The sequence below is a fragment of the Actinospineispora acaciae DSM 45401 genome (genome assembly GCF_000620785.1).
GTDB lineage: Bacteria > Actinomycetota > Actinomycetes > Mycobacteriales > Pseudonocardiaceae > Pseudonocardia > Pseudonocardia acaciae.
This window is the reverse complement of record NZ_JIAI01000008.1, coordinates 140,501-158,967: the sequence shown is the minus strand read 5'-3', so window position 1 is coordinate 158,967 and position 18,467 is coordinate 140,501. Positions and strand designations below refer to the sequence as shown.

22 protein-coding genes are annotated in these 18,467 nt (G+C 73.8%); 7 read left to right on the top strand and 15 right to left on the bottom strand.

Annotated elements, in window-relative coordinates:
- Nucleotides 1-25: 25 nt before the first annotated feature.
- Both N912_RS0130895 and N912_RS0130890 read left to right on the top strand, forming a co-directional pair.
- Nucleotides 26-670, top strand: a complete 645-nt coding sequence (locus N912_RS0130895) for a TetR/AcrR family transcriptional regulator C-terminal domain-containing protein (protein WP_028925432.1) — start codon at nt 26-28, stop codon at nt 668-670.
- Nucleotides 671-693: 23 nt separating this feature from the next.
- Nucleotides 694-1,458 carry a crotonase/enoyl-CoA hydratase family protein gene (locus N912_RS0130890; protein WP_028925431.1) on the top strand — a complete coding sequence of 255 codons (765 nt, stop codon included), beginning with the start codon at nt 694-696 and terminating at the stop codon, nt 1,456-1,458.
- Nucleotides 1,459-1,631: 173 nt separating this feature from the next.
- Here N912_RS0130890 and N912_RS0130885 read toward each other — a convergent pair whose 3' ends face one another.
- A complete protein-coding gene (locus N912_RS0130885) occupies nt 1,632-2,024 on the bottom strand; it encodes a DUF4282 domain-containing protein (RefSeq protein WP_156994161.1) in 393 nt (130 codons plus the stop codon).
- A gap of 26 nt (nt 2,025-2,050) precedes the next feature.
- The gene (locus N912_RS0130880) at nt 2,051-4,216 is read right to left on the bottom strand and encodes a prolyl oligopeptidase family serine peptidase (protein ID WP_211261454.1); all 2,166 of its coding nucleotides are present in this window, start codon (nt 4,214-4,216) and stop codon (nt 2,051-2,053) included.
- A 75-nt stretch (nt 4,217-4,291) separates the two neighbouring features.
- Between N912_RS0130880 and N912_RS0130875 the strand changes: the two genes are divergently transcribed.
- Entirely contained in the window at nt 4,292-5,491 is a 1,200-nt protein-coding gene (locus N912_RS0130875) for an MFS transporter (RefSeq protein ID WP_028925428.1), read from the top strand.
- Here the strand turns inward: N912_RS0130875 and N912_RS0130870 are convergent.
- The 3 genes from N912_RS0130870 to fbaA all read right to left on the bottom strand — a co-directional run bounded on the left by N912_RS0130870 (nt 5,454) and on the right by fbaA (nt 8,522).
- Nucleotides 5,454-6,686, bottom strand: coding sequence for a lipid II:glycine glycyltransferase FemX (locus N912_RS0130870; RefSeq protein WP_028925427.1), 1,233 nt, complete (start codon nt 6,684-6,686; stop codon nt 5,454-5,456). The two genes, N912_RS0130875 and N912_RS0130870, sit on opposite strands and share 38 nt — an antisense overlap.
- Before the next feature lie 388 nt (nt 6,687-7,074).
- Nucleotides 7,075-7,485: a DUF3151 domain-containing protein gene (locus tag N912_RS0130865; protein ID WP_028925426.1), complete on the bottom strand. Its 411-nt coding sequence runs from the start codon at nt 7,483-7,485 to the stop codon at nt 7,075-7,077.
- Nucleotides 7,486-7,490: 5 nt separating this feature from the next.
- Nucleotides 7,491-8,522: a class II fructose-bisphosphate aldolase gene (gene fbaA / locus N912_RS0130860; RefSeq protein ID WP_028925425.1), complete on the bottom strand. Its 1,032-nt coding sequence runs from the start codon at nt 8,520-8,522 to the stop codon at nt 7,491-7,493.
- Between the two features lie 94 nt (nt 8,523-8,616).
- On the opposite strand from fbaA, the gene N912_RS55785 reads away from it, so the two are divergent.
- The 4 genes from N912_RS55785 to N912_RS0130840 all read left to right on the top strand — a co-directional run bounded on the left by N912_RS55785 (nt 8,617) and on the right by N912_RS0130840 (nt 10,871).
- The gene (locus N912_RS55785; RefSeq protein WP_051581044.1) at nt 8,617-9,210 is read left to right on the top strand and encodes a SigE family RNA polymerase sigma factor; all 594 of its coding nucleotides are present in this window, start codon (nt 8,617-8,619) and stop codon (nt 9,208-9,210) included.
- Nucleotides 9,211-9,429, top strand: a complete 219-nt coding sequence (locus tag N912_RS0130850; protein ID WP_028925424.1) for a hypothetical protein — start codon at nt 9,211-9,213, stop codon at nt 9,427-9,429.
- 25 nt (nt 9,430-9,454) lie between these two features.
- Nucleotides 9,455-10,132: a DedA family protein gene (locus tag N912_RS0130845; RefSeq protein WP_051581043.1), complete on the top strand. Its 678-nt coding sequence runs from the start codon at nt 9,455-9,457 to the stop codon at nt 10,130-10,132.
- A gap of 67 nt (nt 10,133-10,199) precedes the next feature.
- Entirely contained in the window at nt 10,200-10,871 is a 672-nt protein-coding gene (locus tag N912_RS0130840; protein WP_028925422.1) for a DedA family protein, read from the top strand.
- Between the two features lie 62 nt (nt 10,872-10,933).
- Here N912_RS0130840 and N912_RS55780 read toward each other — a convergent pair whose 3' ends face one another.
- From N912_RS55780 to N912_RS0130790, 10 genes are all read right to left on the bottom strand, one after another.
- Nucleotides 10,934-12,121, bottom strand: a complete 1,188-nt coding sequence (locus N912_RS55780) for a zinc-dependent alcohol dehydrogenase (protein ID WP_169747988.1) — start codon at nt 12,119-12,121, stop codon at nt 10,934-10,936.
- A gap of 268 nt (nt 12,122-12,389) precedes the next feature.
- Nucleotides 12,390-13,037, bottom strand: coding sequence for a TrmH family RNA methyltransferase (locus tag N912_RS0130830; RefSeq protein ID WP_028925421.1), 648 nt, complete (start codon nt 13,035-13,037; stop codon nt 12,390-12,392).
- Nucleotides 13,034-13,579, bottom strand: a complete 546-nt coding sequence (gene pyrE, locus N912_RS0130825; RefSeq protein WP_028925420.1) for an orotate phosphoribosyltransferase — start codon at nt 13,577-13,579, stop codon at nt 13,034-13,036. Before pyrE ends, N912_RS0130830 begins: the two co-directional genes overlap by 4 nt.
- Nucleotides 13,576-14,346, bottom strand: a complete 771-nt coding sequence (locus N912_RS0130820; protein ID WP_028925419.1) for an SDR family NAD(P)-dependent oxidoreductase — start codon at nt 14,344-14,346, stop codon at nt 13,576-13,578. The genes pyrE and N912_RS0130820 overlap by 4 nt, the downstream gene beginning before the upstream one ends.
- Nucleotides 14,343-15,209, bottom strand: coding sequence for a type III secretion system chaperone family protein (locus N912_RS55775; protein ID WP_064745441.1), 867 nt, complete (start codon nt 15,207-15,209; stop codon nt 14,343-14,345). The genes N912_RS0130820 and N912_RS55775 overlap by 4 nt, the downstream gene beginning before the upstream one ends.
- Before the next feature lie 71 nt (nt 15,210-15,280).
- Entirely contained in the window at nt 15,281-15,727 is a 447-nt protein-coding gene (locus N912_RS0130810) for a hypothetical protein (RefSeq protein WP_028925418.1), read from the bottom strand.
- Nucleotides 15,712-16,707 carry a WXG100 family type VII secretion target gene (locus tag N912_RS55770; protein ID WP_037067491.1) on the bottom strand — a complete coding sequence of 332 codons (996 nt, stop codon included), beginning with the start codon at nt 16,705-16,707 and terminating at the stop codon, nt 15,712-15,714. Before N912_RS55770 ends, N912_RS0130810 begins: the two co-directional genes overlap by 16 nt.
- A complete protein-coding gene (locus N912_RS0130800; protein ID WP_028925417.1) occupies nt 16,704-17,006 on the bottom strand; it encodes a hypothetical protein in 303 nt (100 codons plus the stop codon). Before N912_RS0130800 ends, N912_RS55770 begins: the two co-directional genes overlap by 4 nt.
- Nucleotides 17,006-17,362: a YbaB/EbfC family nucleoid-associated protein gene (locus N912_RS0130795; RefSeq protein ID WP_028925416.1), complete on the bottom strand. Its 357-nt coding sequence runs from the start codon at nt 17,360-17,362 to the stop codon at nt 17,006-17,008. The genes N912_RS0130800 and N912_RS0130795 overlap by 1 nt, the downstream gene beginning before the upstream one ends.
- A 49-nt stretch (nt 17,363-17,411) precedes the next feature.
- Complete coding sequence (locus N912_RS0130790) at nt 17,412-18,332, bottom strand: S1C family serine protease (RefSeq protein WP_028925415.1); 921 nt, start codon at nt 18,330-18,332, stop codon at nt 17,412-17,414.
- Nucleotides 18,333-18,467: the final 135 nt, after the last annotated feature.

Below are 18,467 nucleotides of genomic sequence, written 5' to 3'. Positions count from 1 at the left end.
CCGAGGGAGACCGTACGGTGTCCGGGTGGGCGAGTCGGTCGAGCCGCTGAGCCGGGAGCGGATAGTGCGCGCCGCCGTGCGGCTGATCGAGCGCGACGGGGCGGACTCGGTGTCCATGCGCAGGGTGGCCGCCGAGCTCGGCGTCGGCACCATGTCGCTGTACAACCACGTGCCGAACAAGGCCGCGCTGCTGGACGGGGTGGCCGAGCACATCATGGCCGACATGGCCTTCGCGGCCGACCCGGACGACGACTGGCGCGACCAGGCCCGCGGGCTGGCCCGCCGGTTCCGGGAGATCGCCGGCCGCTACCCGCGCAGCGTGCTGGTGGTCATCACCCGCCAGCCTCGGTCCAGCGTCGGGCTGCTGCCGGTGGAGCTGGCGCTGGCCGCCGTGCGCAAGGCCGGCTTCGACGACCGGGTGGCGGTACGGCTGGTGCGCACGTTCGTCTCGTTCGTCCTGGGACACCTGATGCACCAGGCCGGCGTGGCGCAGCGGCCCGAGCCGGACGACCCCGCCGAGCTGGCCGCGGCGCTGGAGCGGGCGCACTACACGAACGTGCGCGACCTGCTGCCGGTGCTGGCCGAGCACGATCACGACGGCGACTTCGAGTTCGGGCTGGAGCTGCTGATCGGCGCCATGGAGGCGCTGCCCCGACGTGGGCCGATGTGAGGTAGAAGCGAGGAGGAGCGCGGATGTCCGATGAGGTGCTGACCGAGCGCCGGGGCCAGGTCCTGGTCGTCACGATCAACCGGCCGCAGGCCCGCAACGCGGTGAACCGGGCGGTGTCGGTGGGCATCGCGGAGGCCATGGACGAGCTGGACTCGGATCCCGGGCTGGCGTTGGGGGTGCTGACCGGGGCCGGCGGGTCGTTCAGCGCGGGCATGGACCTCAAGGCGTTCGTGACGGGCGAGCTGCCGACGCTGCCGGAGCGCGGGTTCGGCGGGATCACGCAGGCGCCGCCGCGCAAGCCGTTGATCGCGGCGGTGGAGGGGTACGCGCTGGCCGGCGGGTGTGAGCTGGCGTTGGCGTGTGACCTGGTGGTGGCGGCGGAGTCGGCGAAGTTCGGGATTCCGGAGGTCAAGCGCGGGTTGGTGGCCGCGGCGGGTGGGTTGATGCGGCTGCCCCGGTTGGTTCCGCCGGTTGTCGCGATGGAGATGGCGTTGACCGGGGACTTCATGTCGGCGGCGGATGCGTACCGGTACGGGCTGGTGAACCGGGTGGTGCCGGAGGGTGGGGCGTTGGACGGCGCGTTGGAGCTGGCGGCTCGGATCACGCCGAACGGGCCGTTGGCGGTGGTGGCGTCGAAGCGGATCATGCGGGAGTCGGCGGACTGGTCGAGCGAGCAGATGTGGGAGCGGCAGGGCGCGATCGCGGAGCCGGTGATGAGGTCGGCCGATGCGGTGGAGGGCGCTCGGGCGTTCGCGGAGAAGCGCGCGCCGGTGTGGCGGGGCGAGTAGCGCGCGTCGGTGGTGGGCGGTGGGTGTGCCTCCGTCCGATTCCGAGCTAGACCGACGGTCGGTCTAACGGCGTAGGGGAGATCATCAGGCCACTACGGTTGTTTGGCCGGTGCTATAGCAACCGTAGTGGCCTGATGATCACCGGCTTGGGCGGCCGGCCGCTGAGACGGAGGTCAGCGGTTGCGGCGGAGGAAGCCCAGTGGGGGCATGTCGCTGGCCACGTCGTCCATGGTGCTCTCCAGGCGGGGGAGGCCGGCGGCCAGCTCGGCGACGTGGTCGGTCACCGTCAGGACGGCGAGGGTGAGCTCGGCGCCGATGCGGGCCAGCACGATCGTGCCGAGCACCAGCGGCGGGGCGACGAGCACGGCGAGCAGGCCCAGCCACCAGGCGGTGACGGCGGCGAGGACGATGCCGGCCAGGCCGGCGAGCACGGCGGTCACGATCACCGCGCGGTAGACGACGGGGAGCAGCACGGGCGTCAGGCGGGTCCGCCCCAGGCCGCGCGGCAGCGCGCTCACCATGCTCACCGCGGCCGCCGCGCGCCAGGGACTTCGGGGCACGTCCATGGGTGCTAACTCTAGCAAGCGCCTAGCTAGCTCCCGGAGGCGAGCGCGGACCTGAGGAACTCCACCTGCAGGAGCAGCAGGTTCTCCGCGACCTCCTCCTGCGGTGTCATGTGCGTCACGCCGGACAGCGGCAGCACGCTGTGCGGGCGGCCGGCGGCGAGCAGCGCGGCGGACAGCCGCAGCGTGTGCGCGGCCACCACGTTGTCGTCGGCCAGGCCGTGGATGAGCAGCAGCGGGCGGGTCAGCTTGGGCGCGTCGGCCAGCAGCGAGGACCGCTCGTACGCCTCCGGCTGCAGGGCCGGATCGCCCAGGTAGCGCTCGGTGTAGTGGGTGTCGTAGAGCCGCCAGTCGGTCACCGGCGCGCCGGCCACCGCGGCGTGGAACACGTCAGGGCGGCGCAGCACCGCCAGCGCGGCCAGGTACCCGCCGAACGACCAGCCCCTGATCGCCACCCGGGACAGGTCCAGCTCGGGATGCGCGGCCGCGGCCGCGTGCAGCGCGGTGACCTGGTCCTCCAGCGCCGGGGTGGCCAGGTCCCCGGCCACCGCCCGCTCGTACGAGGGCCCGCGCCCCGGCGTGCCCCGCCCGTCCGCGACCACCACCGCGAAGCCCTGGTCGGCGAACCACTGCGAGGTCAGGTACGCGCCCCGGGCCGCGAGGACCCGCTGCGCGTGCGGCCCGCCGTACGGATCCATCAGCACCGGCAGCGGCGCACCGGCCCGGTGCCCGGTGGGCAGCAGCACGGCGGTGCGCGGCGCCCTCGGCTCGGCGTGCGCGTGGGCGTGTCCGTTGCCGCCCGCCGAGGGGAGCAGGGACAGCCGGGGGGTCAGTTCCGGCGCGGCGGCCAGCGACGCGATCGGCACCGAGCCGCCGCCGGCCCGGTGCACCCGCACGCTCACCCCGTCCGTGTCCAGCGTCCGTTCGGTGATCACGGTGGTGCCGCCACGGCGGCGGCCGCCGAACACGCCCGGTCGCGGCGTCAGGCAGTTCAGGCCGTCTCCGGGGCGGTAGGTCCAGACCCGGATCTCGATCGGGTCGTCGCTGGCGGTGAACAGCACGGTGTCGCCGTCGACGTCGAGCACGTCGCGCACCCGCAGGCTCGGCGGGGTCACCGGCTCGCCGCCGACCAGCAGCCGCCGCGCGTCGTCCGAGTCGGCGGTCCACACCAGCGCGCCGCTGGACAGCACGGCCGGCACCCCGGGCACGATGTCCACCCAGCGCGGGTCGGTGTTCTCGGTGACCGGCGCGAGCGCCCCGGTGGCCAGGTCCACCCGCAACACCCGCAGCGCCCGCTGGTCCCTGGGCTGGACGGTGAGCAGCGGGCCGGACTCGGCGGTGGCCGGCCAGGACACGGCGGCCAGGTACTCCGCGTCGTTGCCGGACCACGGCACCGGGGTGCGGCCGCCGTTGTCGCGCAGCAGGTACAGCTCGGTGCGGGCGTTCGCGGTGCCGGCGGCCGGGTAGGCCAGCTCGGTGGCCGGGCGCTCCGGGTTGGCCGGGTCGGCCAGGTGCCAGCGGCGCACCGGGGCGTCGTCCACCCGGGCGACCAGCAGCGCGGAGCCGTCCGGCGACCACCAGTGGCCGCGCATCCGGCCCATCTCCTCGGCCGCTATGAAGTCGGCCAGCCCGTAGCGGACGGTGTCGGACTCGGGCTCGGCGAGCGCGGTCGAGGTGCCGGTGGCGCGGTCGTAGCACCACAGCGCGCCGCCGCTGACGTAGGCCACCCGGTGCCCGGCCGGGTCGGGCCGAGGGTCGATCACCCCGGGCGGGGTGCTGACCGGGCGCGGCGCGCCGCCGGAGAGGTCGGCGAGGTAGAGCGTGCCGCCCAGGGCGAAGGCGGCCACGGTGACCTCGCTGTCGGTGGCGTAGCCGACGATCCCGCCGGCCTGCTCGCGGGTGCGCTCCCGGCGGGCCCGCTCCTCGGCGGGCAGGTCCTCGTCCGAGCCGAGCTCCCGGGGGTCGGCGACCAGCCGCTCCTCGCCGGTGTCGGTGTCCACCGACCACAGGCAGGTGATCGGGTCGGTGCCGTCCCGGCTGCGCAGGAACAGCACCCGCGCGCCGTCCGGGGAGATGGTGAACCCGCGCGGGGCGCCGAGGGTGAACCTCCGGGTACGGGCCTGCCGCCGTGGAAAGCTCTGGGTCACGGAGCGCCATCTTGCCTCAGCCGTCGGAACGACCGCCGGGTGGATCATTCGACGTTCGCAATCGGTTCTCACATACTAGGAGTGACGTACCAGTTCGTGGACACGACTGCCTAGCATCGGCATGTGCCGAGTCGACGCTGGATGGTCCTGGTGGCCGGGTTGGTGGCGGTCGCCGCCGGGTGCACCGTGCAGTACGGGACGCCGTTCCTCATCCCCGCGCTGCTGGCCGACGGCCTGACGCTGGCCCAGGCCGGGCTGCTCGCCGGCTGCCCGGTGGCCGGGCTGCTGGGCACGCTGCTGCTCTGGGGCGTGGCGGCCGACCGGTGGGGCGAGCGGCTGGTGCTGAGCTGCGGGCTGGGCCTGGGCGGGGCGACGCTGCTGGTCGGGGCGCTGACGCTGGACGGCCCTCGGCATGCCATGACCGGCCTGGCGGTGACGCTGGTGCTGGCCGGTGCCGCGACGGCGGCGGTGCACGCGGCCAGCGGACGGCTGGTGCTCGGCTGGTTCGACGCCCGCGAGCGCGGCCGGGCGATGGCGGTGCGGCAGTGCGCGCAGCCGCTCGGGGTGGCCGCCGCCGCGCTGGCGCTGCCCCCGCTCGCCGGCCTGGGCCTGCCCGCCGCGCTGGTCGCCCTGGGCGGCGGCTGCCTGGTCGCGACCGCGCTCGTGATCGTCATCGTCCGCGATCCGGAACGTCCCGCCCACGGTGACGGCCAGCGCGCCGGCTCGCCCTACCGCGAGCCGACCCTGTGGCGCATCCACGGGGCCAGCTCGCTGCTGGTCGTGCCGCAGTTCGTGATCGCCACCTACTCGCTGGTCTTCCTGGTCGACGGGCTGGGCTGGGCGCCGGTGCCGGCCGGGCGGCTGCTCGCGCTCGCGCAGGTCGGCGGCGCGGCGACCAGGCTGGCGGCCGGGTTCTGGTCGGACCGGGTGGGCAGCCGGCTCGGGCCGATGCGGCTGCTCGCGGCGGCCACCGGGCTGTCGCTGCTGGCGCTGGCCGCCGCGAGCCTGGCCGGCTGGTCGGCGGTGGCGCTCGCCGCGCTGCTGGCCAGCACCATGCTCGCGGTCAGCACGAACGGGCTGGCGTTCACCGCCGTGGCCGAGCGCGCCGGCAGCGCCTGGGCGGGCCGGGCGCTGGGCGTGCAGAACACCGCGCAGAACGCGCTGGCCGCCGCCACTCCGCCGGTGTTCGGGGTGCTGATCGCCGCGCTGAGCTACGGCGGCGGGTTCGCCGTGTCGATCGCGTTCCCGGTGGTGGCCGGGCTGCTGGTGCCGGTCCAGGATGAGGTCAGCGGCCGCCGCGCAGGGTCTCGCGGACCATGCTGAGCAGCCGGCGCCCGCCCTCGCCCCGCCGCGCCAGGTCGTAACCCAGCCGGATGGTGCGCGACTTGATCAGCTCGACGGCCGGCGGGTAGGTGTGCACCTCGCCGCCGAACTTGGTCTTGAACTGGTCGGGCCCGGCCAGCCCGTCCGGGTCGCTCGGGCCGGCCGCGCGCAGCGCGCCCACCGACTCCGGGCGCAGCCCGCCGAAGTCGTACCAGCGGTAGCCGTTGGCCTTGCCCCAGGAGATGGCCTCCCAGATCATCGCGCTGGCCACGTTCAGCTTGCCGGCCTGCTCCGAGGACCTGTCCAGCCCGGTGATGCGGCTCTTCAGCACGCCGCCGGACCCGGTGAGCAGCTCGGCGGCGACCGGCGTGCCGTCCAGCTCGCCGATCAGCAGCACCGCGTGGCCCTCCCCGGCCAGCCCGGCGTAGGTGGCCTCCAGGTAGTCCTCCGGGAACGGGGTGAAGCCCTGGTAGCTCGCGGTGCTGGCGGCCAGCCGGGCGAGCAGCGGGACGTCGCGCTCGTCGCCGACCCGCACCTTCACCCCGCGCTGCGGCCACTGCCTGGTCCAGGTGCGCAGCCGCCGGCTCAGCCGGGAGCGCAGCTCCGCCTCGGACTGGGTGAGGTCGACCCGCATGGTCGCGGCCGGCGCGATGCCGGCCTGGGAGAACCGGAAGCCCCGGTGCAGCAGGTCGAGCGTCATGTCGTCCCCGCCGTCCGGCGGCTGGACGAACAGCGCGACGTGCGAGCGGGCCACCTTGGTGAGCGCGTCGGCCAGCTCCTGGCGCACCGAGGCGCGCAGCCCGCCCAGGTCCTCGGCCAGCACCGGGCCGTAGGGCAGGTAGCCGATCCAGCCCAGCCCGCGCAGCCGCCGACGCAGCAGCGCGGCCCCGCCCAGCAGCGTGTCCTCGGAGGTGGCCAGCAGGTACAGCGGCTCGTAGCCGGCTCGGCGGCGGATCGTGGCCCACGCGGACAGCTGGGCGACGTCGCTGTTCACCGCCCCGGAGACCAGCCGGTCCCAGGCCGCGAGGCGCCGCTGGTCCGGCTCCGGCTCGACGGTCACGGTCAGCCTCTCCAGCAACCGCTTCGCCCGCGCCCGATCGGCCGCGCTCGCGCCGGCGCGCGCGAGCCCGCCGGAGGCACTGGCGCCCGCCGGCCGGTCGGCCTCGGCTGGTTCCGCCGCTGGGTGGACCTGCATGGTTGAGCGAAACCTCCGTGCCAGGAACGTTGACGTCGGGACGACCCTTCTCAGGTTAGGTCGATGGGCCGGTTGCCAATATTGATTACTTTCCGGTCTCCTCGGTTGGGGTTGATGTTCGGCCGAATGGACCAACGTCGTCGGGAGCCCAGGGTGCCCGATCTCGGGCGGCCGGCACGAACCGAGCTGAGATCGGCTCAGCTCTGTGATCAATCCACCGTCGGGCCATGGCCGGCGACGTCACCGTCCGCCACACCGGCACTGGTGGGCAGGCCCATATATCACTCAACCGAGGCTACCTGAGGATCACCGAGGGTGGCCGTGAATGCCGAATAGGCATAGTGAACCGTGACCGACGCGGGCGGCGTCGGCCTATCGGGTGTGCCGGTCAGGCCAGGCCGAGGGCGGTCGCCGCCTCCGGATCGGAGTCCGCCAGGAAGTCCCGGCAGCGGGTGGCCTCGTCGTCCTCGGAGATGGCGTCGGCGGCCTTGGCCAGCGCGGCCAGCGCGCGCAGGAACCCCCGGTTCGGCGGGTGCGCCCACGGGATCGGGCCGAAGCCCTTCCAGCCGGCGCGGCGCAGTTGGTCCAGGCCCCGGTGGTAGCCGGTGCGGGCGTACGCGTACGCGGCCACCGGTTCGCCGTCGGCCAGCGCGCGCTCGGCCAGCGCCGCCCAGGCCGCGCTGGACGACGGGTGCGCGGCGGCCACCGCCGTCGGGTCCTTGCCGCCGTCCAGCTCGCCGTCGGCGACCTCGTCGGCGGGCAGCAGCGTGGGCTCGGGGCCGAGCAGGTTGCCGTGCATGCTCATCACTTCAGCCGGCGGCCGGCGGAGTTGAGGTTCTGGCAGGCCTGCACGATGCGGTCGGCCATGTTCGTCTCGGCGGCCTTGAGGTAGGAGCGCGGGTCGTAGGCCTTCTTGTTGCCCACCTCACCGTCGACCTTGAGCACGCCGTCGTAGTTGCCGAACATGTGTGCGGCGATCGGGCGGGTGAACGCGTACTGGGTGTCGGTGTCGATGTTCATCTTCACCACGCCGTAGCCGACCGCCTCTGCGATCTCCTCCGGCAGCGATCCGGACCCGCCGTGGAACACCAGGTCGAACGGCTTGGAGCCGGCCGGCAGCCCGAGCTTGGCCGACGCCACCTCCTGGCCTTCCTTGAGGATCTCCGGGCGCAGCTTGACGTTGCCCGGCTTGTACACCCCGTGCACGTTGCCGAACGTCGCCGCCAGCAGGTACCGCCCGCGCTCCCCGCCGCCCAGCGCGTCCACGGTGAGCTCGTAGTCGCCGCGCGCCGTGTAGAGCTTCTCGTTGATGTCGGCCGCGACGCCGTCCTCCTCGCCGCCGACCACGCCGATCTCCACCTCAAGGATGATCTTGGCCTTGCTCGCGACCTCGAGCAGCTGCTCGGCGATGGCCAGGTTCTCGTGCAGCTCGACGGCCGAGCCGTCCCACATGTGCGACTGGAACAGCGGGTTCTCCCCGCGCGCCACCCGCTCGGTGGACACCGCGAGCAGCGGGCGGACGAAGCCGTCCAGCTTGTCCTTGGGGCAGTGGTCGGTGTGCAGCGCCACGTTCACCGGGTACTTGGGGGCGACCACGTGCGCGAACTCGGCCAGCGCCACCGCGCCGGTGGCCATCTCCTTGACCTTGGTGCCGGAGAGGAACTCCGCGCCGCCGGTGGAGACCTGGATGATGCCGTCGCTCTCCGCCTCGGCGAACCCGCGCAGGGCTGCGTTCAGCGTCTCCGAGGACGTCACGTTGATCGCCGGGAACGCGTACTGGCCCTCCTTCGCGGCGTCCAGCATCTGGTTGTAGACCTCGGGGGTCGCGATCGGCATAGCTGTCCACTCGTCTCTCTGGCTGCCGGGCTGGTAGGGCCCAGTATCTCGTACCTGAGCGCACGGGCAACGTCCAGCTGGCTACCCTCGTCGGGTGAGCTCCCAAACCGACAGTGGCACGGAGCCCGTCTCCGGGGTGGTGGAGCGCACCCTCTCCCAGCTGCGCCGGATCGACACCACCGCCCCCGGGGCGGCAGCCCCGGCGATGACGCTGGCCGACCTCTACGCCGAACACCGGATGCGGCTGGTCCGGCTGGCCATGTTCCTGGTCGACGAACAGGCGACGGCCGAGGACGTGGTGCAGGAGGCGTTCGCCGGGCTGCACCGGCACTGGTCCGGGCTGCGCGACGAGTACGCCGCGCTCGGCTACCTGCGTACCGCCGTGGTCAACGGCTCCCGCTCGGTGCTGCGGCGCCGGCGCACGGCCAGGGAGTACGTTCCCCCGCACATGGTGAACGCCCGCTCCGCGGAGTCCATGGCGATCCTGTCCGCCGAGCACCAGGCGGTGGTGGAGGCGCTGCGCGAGCTGCCGCCCCGGCAGCGTGAGGTGCTGGTGCTGCGCTACTACGGCGGGCTGTCCGAGGCCGAGATCGCCGAGGCGGCCGGGATCAGCCGGGGCGCGGTGAAGTCCACCGCGAGCCGGGCGTTGGGGTCGGTGGCCAAGCTGATGGCGGACGGACGGCGGTAGATGGACCCGGAGCGGATGATGTCCGAGGCGATGCGCGCACAGGGCGGCGCCGGCCGACCCATGGCGACCGGCTCCCGGCGGCCGATGCCGCCGCCGCGCCCGTTCCCGGTCGGCTGGGTGCTCATGATCGCGCTGCTGGTCGGCGCGGTGGTGGGCGTCGCGCTGGCCCTGATCTCGATCTTCATGCCGGGTTCGCTCCCGGCGTTCGGCGGCGGTTAGCGCGCGGCCGGTACCGTGGTGCGTTGTGAGCGTCCTCGCATCCGCCCCCGTACTGGCAGTCGGCGGCCTGAAGTGGCTCGACCCGAACTACATCATCCCCGCGCTCGGGCCGTTCGTGATCATCGGCCTCTGCCTGATCATCTTTGCCGAATGCGGGCTGCTGGTCGGGTTCTTCCTGCCCGGCGACTCGCTGCTGTTCACCGCCGGCATGTTCGTGGCCACCGGCGCCATCGACACGCCGCTGTGGCTGCTCTGCACGCTGCTGGTGGTGTGCGCGCTGGCCGGCAACGTGTCCGGCTACTGGATCGGCCGCGCGGCGGGGCCGGCCATCTTCGACCGGCCTGACTCGCGGCTGTTCAAGCGCGAGTACGTGGACAAGACGCACGAGTTCTTCGAGAAGTACGGCAACCGGGCGATCGTGATGGCCAGGTTCGTGCCGATCGTGCGCACCTTCATCACCGTGATGGCCGGCGTCGGGAAGATGGAACCCAAGCGCTACCTGACGTACTCCTTCATCGGCGGCGTCGCATGGGCCGCGGGCGTCACACTTTTGGGATACTGGTTGGGCAGCTTCGCGTTCGTCCGCGACCACATCGAGCTGATCCTGGTGGGCGTGGTGCTGCTGTCCGTGCTCCCGATCGTCGTGGAGTTCCTGAAGGCACGCCGGGAGCGCCGCGAGAACGAGGTACCCGAGCTCGGCTGAATTTAGCTGACGGGCCCGCGCGCCCCCGACCTTATCCTGGAGCACCGTGAGCAGCCTGCTGACCTCGATGACCGGCCTGGCCGGGGGTCAGCTGTCCGCGTCCGGGATGCTGACCGACGCCACTCCGACCATGGTGTGGGTGGTCGTGCTCTCCTTCGTGTTCCTGGAGTGCGCGTTCATCGTCGGGCTGTTCCTGCCGGGGGACTCGCTGCTGTTCGCGGCCGGGGTGGTGCTCGCCACGCACGAGCAGCACCTCAGCGCCTGGCTGCTGGCCGGGCTGGCCACCGTGATGGCGGTCGGCGGCAACCAGGTCGGCTTCCTGATCGGCCGGCGCACCGGCGCCCGGATCCTGGCCCGCAAGGACGGACGGATCCTGAACAGGGCGAACCTGGCCAGGGCGCGCGCGTTCTTCGACAAGTGGGGGTTCTGGTCGGTGGTGGTGGCGCGGTGGCTGCCCTGGGTGCGCACGCTCGCCCCCATGATCGCCGGCGCGGCCGGGATGAACAACCGCCGCTACATCACCGCCAACACCCTCGGCGCCCTCGCTTGGGTCCCCACCCTGCTCCTGGCCGGCTACTACGGCTCCGGCCTGCTCAACGCCCTCCCCTGGCTCCGCCAGGCCGCAACCATCGGCTCCGTGGCCTTCTTCGTCCTAGGTACCGGCTACGGCCTGTACCGCTACCGCCAGGAGATGCGCAAGCCCATCGACGAGGACCCCATCCCCGCCGAGTCCCACTAGCTCACGCCCGTACCCACCCGTCCGCGAGTCGGGGATTTCGTCAGGGTGAGTCGCGAGTTCTGTCAGGCCGCGCTGAGCACCGTCTTGATGTCGCTGCTGCGGTAGTGCCTGGCCAGGAGCCGGGGCGCGTCGTCCAGCGCGCCGTGGGTGCTGATCACTCGCTCGGGGTGGAACCGGCCGGCGGCCATCAGGTCCAGCACCCCGGGCATCAGTGCCCGCGCGTTCGTCCGCCCGACGTGGAACGAGGCGTTGTGCGTGTACATCCCGATGGCGGGGATCCGGGCGGTGCGGTGCAGGCCGCCGACGCTGCTGCACACGCCGTCCGGAGCGGTCAGCGATAGCGCCGTCCACACCCCGCGCGAGGACACGGTGGCCGCGACCACGAGCGGGGCGGGCGTGGCGTGGCGCAGGTCGCGCGGGCGCAGCGGTTCGAGGCCGAGGCGCTCGGCGGCCGCGCGCACCTCGGGGCGGCCGTCGGCCAGCCGCACCCGGCGGGCGCCCAGCGCGAGCGCGAGCTGGCCGGCGTAGAGGGTGACGCTCGGGCTGTAGATCGTGCGCCGGCCGAGGCAGCCGATCAGGAGCACGTCGGCGTCCGGGTCGCGGCGCAGCAGGCCGGGCAGGTGCGGCGCGATGTGGCGGTAGCCGTCACAGATGGTGTCCGACACGCTGGCCGCCGCGACCGGGTCCACCCCGTCCGGCAGCGGGACCAGCATGGCGTCCGCGTACGGCACCGCCAGCTGGTCGGCCAGCGCCCCGCCCCAGTGGCCGCCGCCCATCCCGAAGCCGTACATCGACAGCGGTGGGACCTCGGCGCAGTTGCTGGTCAGGCCGGCGCGGCAGGGCAGGCAGCGGCCGCAGTTGATCTGGAAGGGGACGCAGACGCGCTGGCCGGGTGCCACGGTGGTGACGCGTTCGCCGACGGTGAGGACCTCGGCGGCGCATTCGTGGCCGATGCTCAGCGACAGCGGGAACGGGGTGGCGCCGAGCGCGAGCGCGCGGTCGAGGTCGCAGGTGGCCACCGCGATCGGGCGGACCATCGCGCCGTCCGGGCCCGGGTCCTGGGGTACCGGGATGTCTTGCCAGGCCAGGCGGGCGCCGCCGGAGGCGATCAGGGCGCGCATCCTCGGCCGAGTGGGGTGGCGGCGTTGGTGGATGCGGTCGGTCGCGGCGGTGATCAGGCGTTCGACGCGGTCGCCGGCGTCGCGTTCCAGGGCGGCCTTGTTGGCGACCGCCGCGGCCGGGGACAGCATGGTCGCGGCCCGTCGGAGGGTGCCTCGCGGGCGGAAGCGAGCATCGGATTCGGGCCGCGTGGTGTCGGTGCGTGGATGGGTGACCGCCATCGGTGTGCCCCCTGTGGGTGGTGTGAGGTGCCGTCGTTCTCTCTCTTGATAGATCGTTCTAGCGTGACATCGTACGCAGAGATCGACCGGGGGCGCCTGATTCGCAGCTGATGAAATCCGCGACTCACCCTGACGAAATCCCCGACTCGCGTAAGCGGGGTACGGGCGCGGGCGGGGTTTACCAGGCGGCGGTGAGGGTGGCGTGTTGGCGGATCCAGGTGTGCATGGCGATGCCGGCCGCCACGCCGGCGTTGATGGAGCGGGTGGAGCCGAACTGGGCTATGGACACGGTGAGGGTGGCGGCCGCGATCGCGGACTTCGACACGCCAGGACCCTCCTGGCCGAACAGGAGGACGCACTCGCGGGGGAGGGTCGCCTGTTCGAGGCGGGTGGAGCCGGGGGAGTTGTCGACGGCGACCACGGCCAGCCCGTGCGAGGACGCGAACGCGAGCAGTGACGCGACGTCCGGATGGTGGTGCAGGTGCTGGTAGCGGTCGGTCACCATGGCGCCCCGGCGGTTCCAGCGGGCCTTGCCGACGATGTGCACGGCGGCGGCGGCGAACGCGTTGGCGGTGCGGACCACGGTGCCGATGTTGTGGTCGTGCCCGAAGTTCTCGATGGCCACGTGGAACGGATGCCGGCGGGCGTCGATATCGGCGATGATCGCGTCGCGGCGCCAGTACCGGTACGCATCGACGACGTTGCGACGGTCACCCTCGCGCAGCAGCTCGGGGTCGTAGCGCGGGTCGTCCGGCCACTCGCCCTGCCACGGGCCGACGCCGACCGGCTCGCCGGCCGTCCACTCGGTGGGGCCCGGCGCGGTCAGGACGACAACCCCAGGTCGTCGAGGCCGAGCACGGCGCGGTACGGAAAACCCTCGGCCTCGATGGCCTCGCGGGCGCCGGTGTCGCGGTCCACCACGGTGGCCACCCCGGCGACGGTCGCCCCGGCGGCGATCACGCCGCGCACGGCGGTCAGCACCGAGGCGCCGGTGGTGGACGTGTCCTCCACCACGAGCACCCGCCGCCCGGCCACGTCCGGCCCCTCGACGAGGCGCTGCATGCCGTGCCGCTTGGTCTCCTTGCGCACCACGAACGCGTCCACCCGCGCGCCGTCCGCCGACGCCGCGTGCAGCACGGCGGTGGCGACCGGGTCGGCGCCCAGCGTCAGCCCGCCCACCGCGTCGTAGGTCCAGTCGGCGGTCAGCGCCCGCACCAGCCGGCCGATCAGCGGCGCCGCCAGGTGGTGCAGCGTGGCCCGGCGCAGGTCGACGTAGTAGTCGGCCTCCGCGCCCGAAGACAGCGTGACCCGCCCGTGCACCACCGCCAGCTCGCCGATCAGCGTGGCCAGCCGTTCCCGGTCGGTCACCGCCGCATCCTCCGTTCGCCGCGCCTGATCAGGGTGCGCACCAGCGGCCGGGGCAGCACGTCGAACAGCCCGACCAGCGCCTTGTACGGCAGGCTCGGCACCGACACCACCCGGCCGCGCGCCAGGTCGGCCATGCCGTCGGCCACCACCCGGTCGGCGTCCAGCCAGAACGGTCCGGTGCGGGCGCCCACGTCGATCCCGGCCCGCTGGTGGAACTCGGTGCGGACGAACCCGGGGCACAGCGCCATGACCCGCACGCCGGTGCCGGCCAGCGCCGCGGCCAGGCCCTCGCTGAACGTCGTCACCCAGGCCTTGCCGGCGCTGTACGTCGCGCTGCGGCCGGGAAAGAAGCCGGCCACGCTGGAGACGTTGATCACCGTGCCGGAGCCGCGTTCGACCATGGCCGGGATCGCGGCGCGGGTCAGCCGCAGCACGCTCGTGACGTTGATGTCCAGCTGGGCCTGCTCGGCCTCGATCGGCTCGTTGATGAACTCGTCGCGCAGGCCGATGCCGGCGTTGTTCACCAGCAGGTCCACCCCGGGGTCGGCGAGCCTGGCCTCCACGGCGGCCCGGCCGGCCTCGGTGGCCAGGTCGGCGGTGAGCACCTCGACCTCGACGCGATGCCGCCCCCGCAGCTCGGCGGCGGCGGCCTCCAGGCGGGCGGTGTCGCGGGCGACCAGCACCAGCCGGTCGTGCTCGGCGGCCAGCCTGCGGACGAACGCGGCCCCGATGCCGGCGGTGGCACCGGTGATGAGGGCGGTGGTCACGACCGGCTGGAGTTGTTGTCCGGGAACTGCCGGTCGACCTCGTCGGTCACCTCCGGCTCCGGCTGCTCACGCGAACGCCGGCCGGCGCCGAACGTCGGGCGCGCGGAGAACGAGCGCGCCCAGGACGCCGCCGAGGACGACGAGGGGTGCGCGGGGTGCGGCTCGGACAGCTCCGGCTCGGGCTCCGCCGGTTCGTCCCTCGGCGGCTGGGACGGGCGGCCGCCGCCCCTGACGGCCTCCTCCAACGCGGCGGCCACCTCGATGAGCTGGTCGAGCAGCTCCTGCAGGTGCTCGGGCGCGGAGTCCAGCGGCGCGGTGCACAGCACCCAGGAGTCCTCCGCCCAGAGCAGCTCGACCTCCTCGCCGATGGCGTCGGCCGCGCGCACCAGCCGGGGCGTGATCAGCGGGCGGATCGCGGCGGCGTCGGACACGAAGGCGTACCGCTCGCCGACCGGTTCGAGCAGGTCGAGGCCGGCGTCGTCGGGCAGCGGGGCGGACGGCAGCCGCAGCTCGAACGCGCCGCCGATGGAGCTGCGCCGCTGCACGGCCACCACCACCGAGCTGAGCCGTCCGGCCTGCTCGTGGTCGAACACGTACACCAGCCGGCGGCCCTCCGAGGTGGGCACCGAGCCGGTCACCAGGTTGCGCGCGACGCCGGGTCCGCCCTGGTGGATGGTGCCGTAGCGCCAGCGGCTGGGCAGCACCGGATCGTTGTCCAGGTACTCCCATTCCTTCTGGGCCGCCCAGCGCCGGCGGTCACGGGACTGGCCGCTGCCGGCCCGCTGCGCCGCCCGCAGCATGAGCAGGCCGAGCACGAGCGCGACCGCGGCGATGATGAACCACACCGAAGTCGGAATGCCCATCGGACCACCCTAGCGGGCGACCGGAAGTCGATCTGTGCCGCCGCACGCACACTCAGCCGACCGGAGGAACCTCACCGAAGGAACGGGCCGGCGTGCGGGCTCGGGGGCGGCCGGGCCTCGCGGGCCGGCGGGTGCTCCCAGTTGCGACCGGCCTGGTGGGTGAGCCAGGCGCCGGCCACCGCGAGCGCGAGCCCCGGCAGCACGGACAGCATGCTTTCCCACACCGGCCACCGCCAGCTCAGTATCAGGCCCCCCATGAAGCCCGAGGCGAGCCCCAGGAAGGCGCCGGCCTCCCACCATTTCGTGGGCGACCTGGTGAGGGTCCACACCGCCGCCAGCGGCACCAGGCAGGCGGCGGGCAGAACCAACGCCCACCAGCTGAGCCCGTGCGCGGCGACGAAAGCGGCCGCATCGACCAGGACCGCGCCGGCGACGGCCAGCACGAGCATCGGCGCCGCGCAGCGCCACCGCTCGGCCGCACTCGGTGCCGGCCGCACCGGGCTCACAGCGGCGTCCATTTCTCCCGATCCCGCGCCGTGGTGCCGATCTGCTTCGGCGTCTCCACCGCCGCGGCGGCCGCCCGGTCCTCGGAGAGCTGGCTCTGGACGAACCGGTCCAGCGCCTCGCGCGCCTGGCCCGGGGCCGGGGCGACGTCCTTGGCGACCCGCCGCAGGCCCTCGGCCACCGCCTCACCGCTCGGCCGCACCCCGTTCGCCCCCGTGGCCAGCCCGGACGCCAGCTTCTCGGCGGAGCCGGCCAGCTTGCCCAGCGCCGCGCCCGCCTCCTCCAGGTGCCTGAGCAGCTTGGAGACCAGCTCCGCGATCTTGGACGCGGTCTTCACCGCCGACGCCACCGCACCCGCGATGATCGGGGCGAGCGAGGCGCCCGCCGTGGCGGCGGCGCTGGCCAGCGCGGCGATCGCCCATTCCGCCAGCTTGACGACGAAGTCGGCGATCGTGTCCCGGACCAGCGAGCGGACCGTCGCGACGACCGTGCCGTTGGTCATGATCCGTCCGGACAGCTCCTCGGCGGACGCGGCGCCCTGGCGCATCACCTCGTTCTGGCGTGCCGCCGCCCGCCGGTAGCCGTCGGCCGCCGCGCCCTGCCAGCCGCCGAGCTGGCCGAGCTGGCTCTCGTGCTCGTCGGCGATCCGTCCGAGCTCCAGCCCGACGTTGTGCCAGGTCTGAGCGTGTGCCTTGATCTCGTTCGGGTTGCCGGCGAGCTGGTCGAGCGGCTCGCGCAGGAACCACACGTGCTCGATGACCCAACCGAGCCCGGCGCCGGCCAGCGCTTCGAGCGGGTCGGCGATGGCGGCGAGCCCGGCCAGCCCGGCCCCGCCCAGCGCGATCGTCGCCTGCGGGGCGGAGACCTTGGACGGGTCCACGCCGCCACCCTCGAAGGCCTTGCCGCCGATCTTGTACAGGTCGGCCATGTCGGAGAGCAGGCCGGCGCCCTCCAACCACTCCGGTCCCTCCGGCTCGGCGACCAGCGTGCTCATCGCGCGCCGCCGCCGAACCTGGTGGCCACCTGGGTCTCCTGGCGCTGGTAGTCGTCCGCGCAGCCGGCCAGCCCGGCCGCGTGCGAGCCGGCCAGCGCGGCCAACGTGCCGATCGAGCCCCGCAGCCGGCCCTCCGCCTCGTTGGTCATCCCGCTGAGGAAGCCGCAGATCAGCCCGTAGGCGTTCGGCGCGAGCGGATGGTCGGCCGCAGCCGCCACCTCGCCGAGCCGGTCGCCGTGGTCCCGGACGGCCTTGGCGTGGCGTTGCAGCGCCGGCACGTCGGCCCGGTAGCCGTCCATCAGCCGCCGTCCTCGCGGGCCTGCGGCGGCAGGTGGCTGGCCAGGTAGCGGCTCGCCTCGGACTCGCCGATCAGCGGTTCGAGCGCCTCGGCCGAGCGGCGCACGGCGTCCAGGTGCGCCTTGCGCGCGGCGTCCAGCACCGCCTCGGCCAGCTTCGGGCGGCTCAGCTCGTCGGCGCGCTCGCCGAAGCTCACCTGCTGCAGCGCGCCGGCCGGGTTCACCGTCACGGTCACCGCCCCGGACGCGCTGCTGGCCGTCGCGGTCAGGCCGTCCAGCTCGGCGCGGGCCCGTTGCGCCCGGTCGCCGATCTCGGCCAGCCGCCGCTGGTAGTCCTCGAGCCAGGTGGTCGCGGTCATGGGTCGAGGGTAGGAACGGGCACCGCCCGCCCGTGGCGAAACGGCGAAATCAACCCGTCAGTTCGGACGGCACCGCGATGACGTCCACCATCGCGCCGTTGCGCAGCACGGTGACCGGCAGCGCCGTCCCGATCGAGTCGGCGAAGAGCTGGCTCTGGATACCCTGCGCGTCCTGCACCGGCTGGCGGCCGACGGACAGCACCAGGTCGCCGGGGCGCAGGCCGGCCCTGGCGGCGGGGCTGCCCGGCACCACCTCGACCAGCCGCAGCCCCTTCGTGCGCTGGTAGCGCTGCGCCACCGAGGCCGGCACCGGCGCGGGCGTGCCGACCAGGCCCAGGTAGCCGCGCCGCACCCGGCCGTCGGCGAGCAGGGTGGCCACGATCCGGCGGGTGGTGGCGTTCACCGGCACCGCCAGCCCGAGCCCGACCCCGGCCACCGCGGTGTTGATCCCGACCACCTCGCCGCGCGCGTTGGCCAGCGCGCCGCCGGAGTTGCCGGGGTTGAGCGCGGCGTCGGTCTGGATGACGTTCTCCACCACCCGGCCGGCCTGGCCGCTGCGCGTCGGCAGCGACCGGCCCAGCGCGCTGACCACCCCGGCGGTCACCGACCCGGCCAGCCCCAGCGGGTTGCCCACGGCGACCACGAGCTGGCCGACGACCAGCGTGTCCGCGTCGCCGAGCGTGACGGCCGGCGGCACCTCGCCCCGGGCGCGCAGCACCGCCAGGTCGGACAGCGGGTCGGCGCCGACCACGTCGAAGTCCGTCTCGGTGCCGTCGGCGAACTCCGCCTCGCCGCGGCTGGCCTGGCCGACCACGTGCGCGTTGGTGAGCATCAGCCCGTCGTCGGTGAACACCACCCCGGACCCGCCGCTGGTGGACCGCCCGCGCCCGATCCGCAGGCTCGCCACGAGCGGCGTGACGGCCGCCGCGACCGCGCTGACCGTTCGTGAGTAGGCGTCCAGCTCGTCCACACCGCCCACCGCCCTCCACGGATTACACCATTACTCCGCAAACGCAGCCGCGCCGCGTGGTGTTCCGCCCCGGGACGCCGGCACACCCAGTTCGTACTCCGCACACCTGCTGCAGCGCATGTGCCAGGGCGGAAG

Excerpts from the sequence above, each read along its gene's own strand:
- N912_RS55770 (WP_037067491.1), bottom strand. The coding sequence starts at position 16,707 with ATGAGCACGCTGGTCGCCGAGCCGGAGGGACCGGAGTGGTTGGAGGGC.
- N912_RS0130865 (WP_028925426.1), bottom strand. The coding sequence starts at position 7,485 with ATGCACGGCAACCTGCTCGGCCCCGAGCCCACGCTGCTGCCCGCCGAC.
- N912_RS0130885 (WP_156994161.1), bottom strand. The coding sequence starts at position 2,024 with ATGGACGTGCCCCGAAGTCCCTGGCGCGCGGCGGCCGCGGTGAGCATG.
- N912_RS0130800 (WP_028925417.1), bottom strand. The coding sequence starts at position 17,006 with ATGGACGGCTACCGGGCCGACGTGCCGGCGCTGCAACGCCACGCCAAG.
- N912_RS0130870 (WP_028925427.1), bottom strand. The coding sequence starts at position 6,686 with ATGCAGGTCCACCCAGCGGCGGAACCAGCCGAGGCCGACCGGCCGGCG.
- N912_RS0130810 (WP_028925418.1), bottom strand. The coding sequence starts at position 15,727 with ATGGACGCCGCTGTGAGCCCGGTGCGGCCGGCACCGAGTGCGGCCGAG.
- N912_RS0130795 (WP_028925416.1), bottom strand. The coding sequence starts at position 17,362 with ATGACCGCGACCACCTGGCTCGAGGACTACCAGCGGCGGCTGGCCGAG.
- fbaA (WP_028925425.1), bottom strand. The coding sequence starts at position 8,522 with ATGCCGATCGCGACCCCCGAGGTCTACAACCAGATGCTGGACGCCGCG.
- N912_RS55775 (WP_064745441.1), bottom strand. The coding sequence starts at position 15,209 with ATGGGCATTCCGACTTCGGTGTGGTTCATCATCGCCGCGGTCGCGCTC.
- N912_RS0130880 (WP_211261454.1), bottom strand. The coding sequence starts at position 4,216 with ATGATCCACCCGGCGGTCGTTCCGACGGCTGAGGCAAGATGGCGCTCC.
- N912_RS0130850 (WP_028925424.1), top strand. The coding sequence starts at position 9,211 with ATGGACCCGGAGCGGATGATGTCCGAGGCGATGCGCGCACAGGGCGGC.
- N912_RS0130840 (WP_028925422.1), top strand. The coding sequence starts at position 10,200 with ATGACCGGCCTGGCCGGGGGTCAGCTGTCCGCGTCCGGGATGCTGACC.
- N912_RS0130890 (WP_028925431.1), top strand. The coding sequence starts at position 694 with ATGTCCGATGAGGTGCTGACCGAGCGCCGGGGCCAGGTCCTGGTCGTC.
- N912_RS55780 (WP_169747988.1), bottom strand. The coding sequence starts at position 12,121 with ATGCTGTCCCCGGCCGCGGCGGTCGCCAACAAGGCCGCCCTGGAACGC.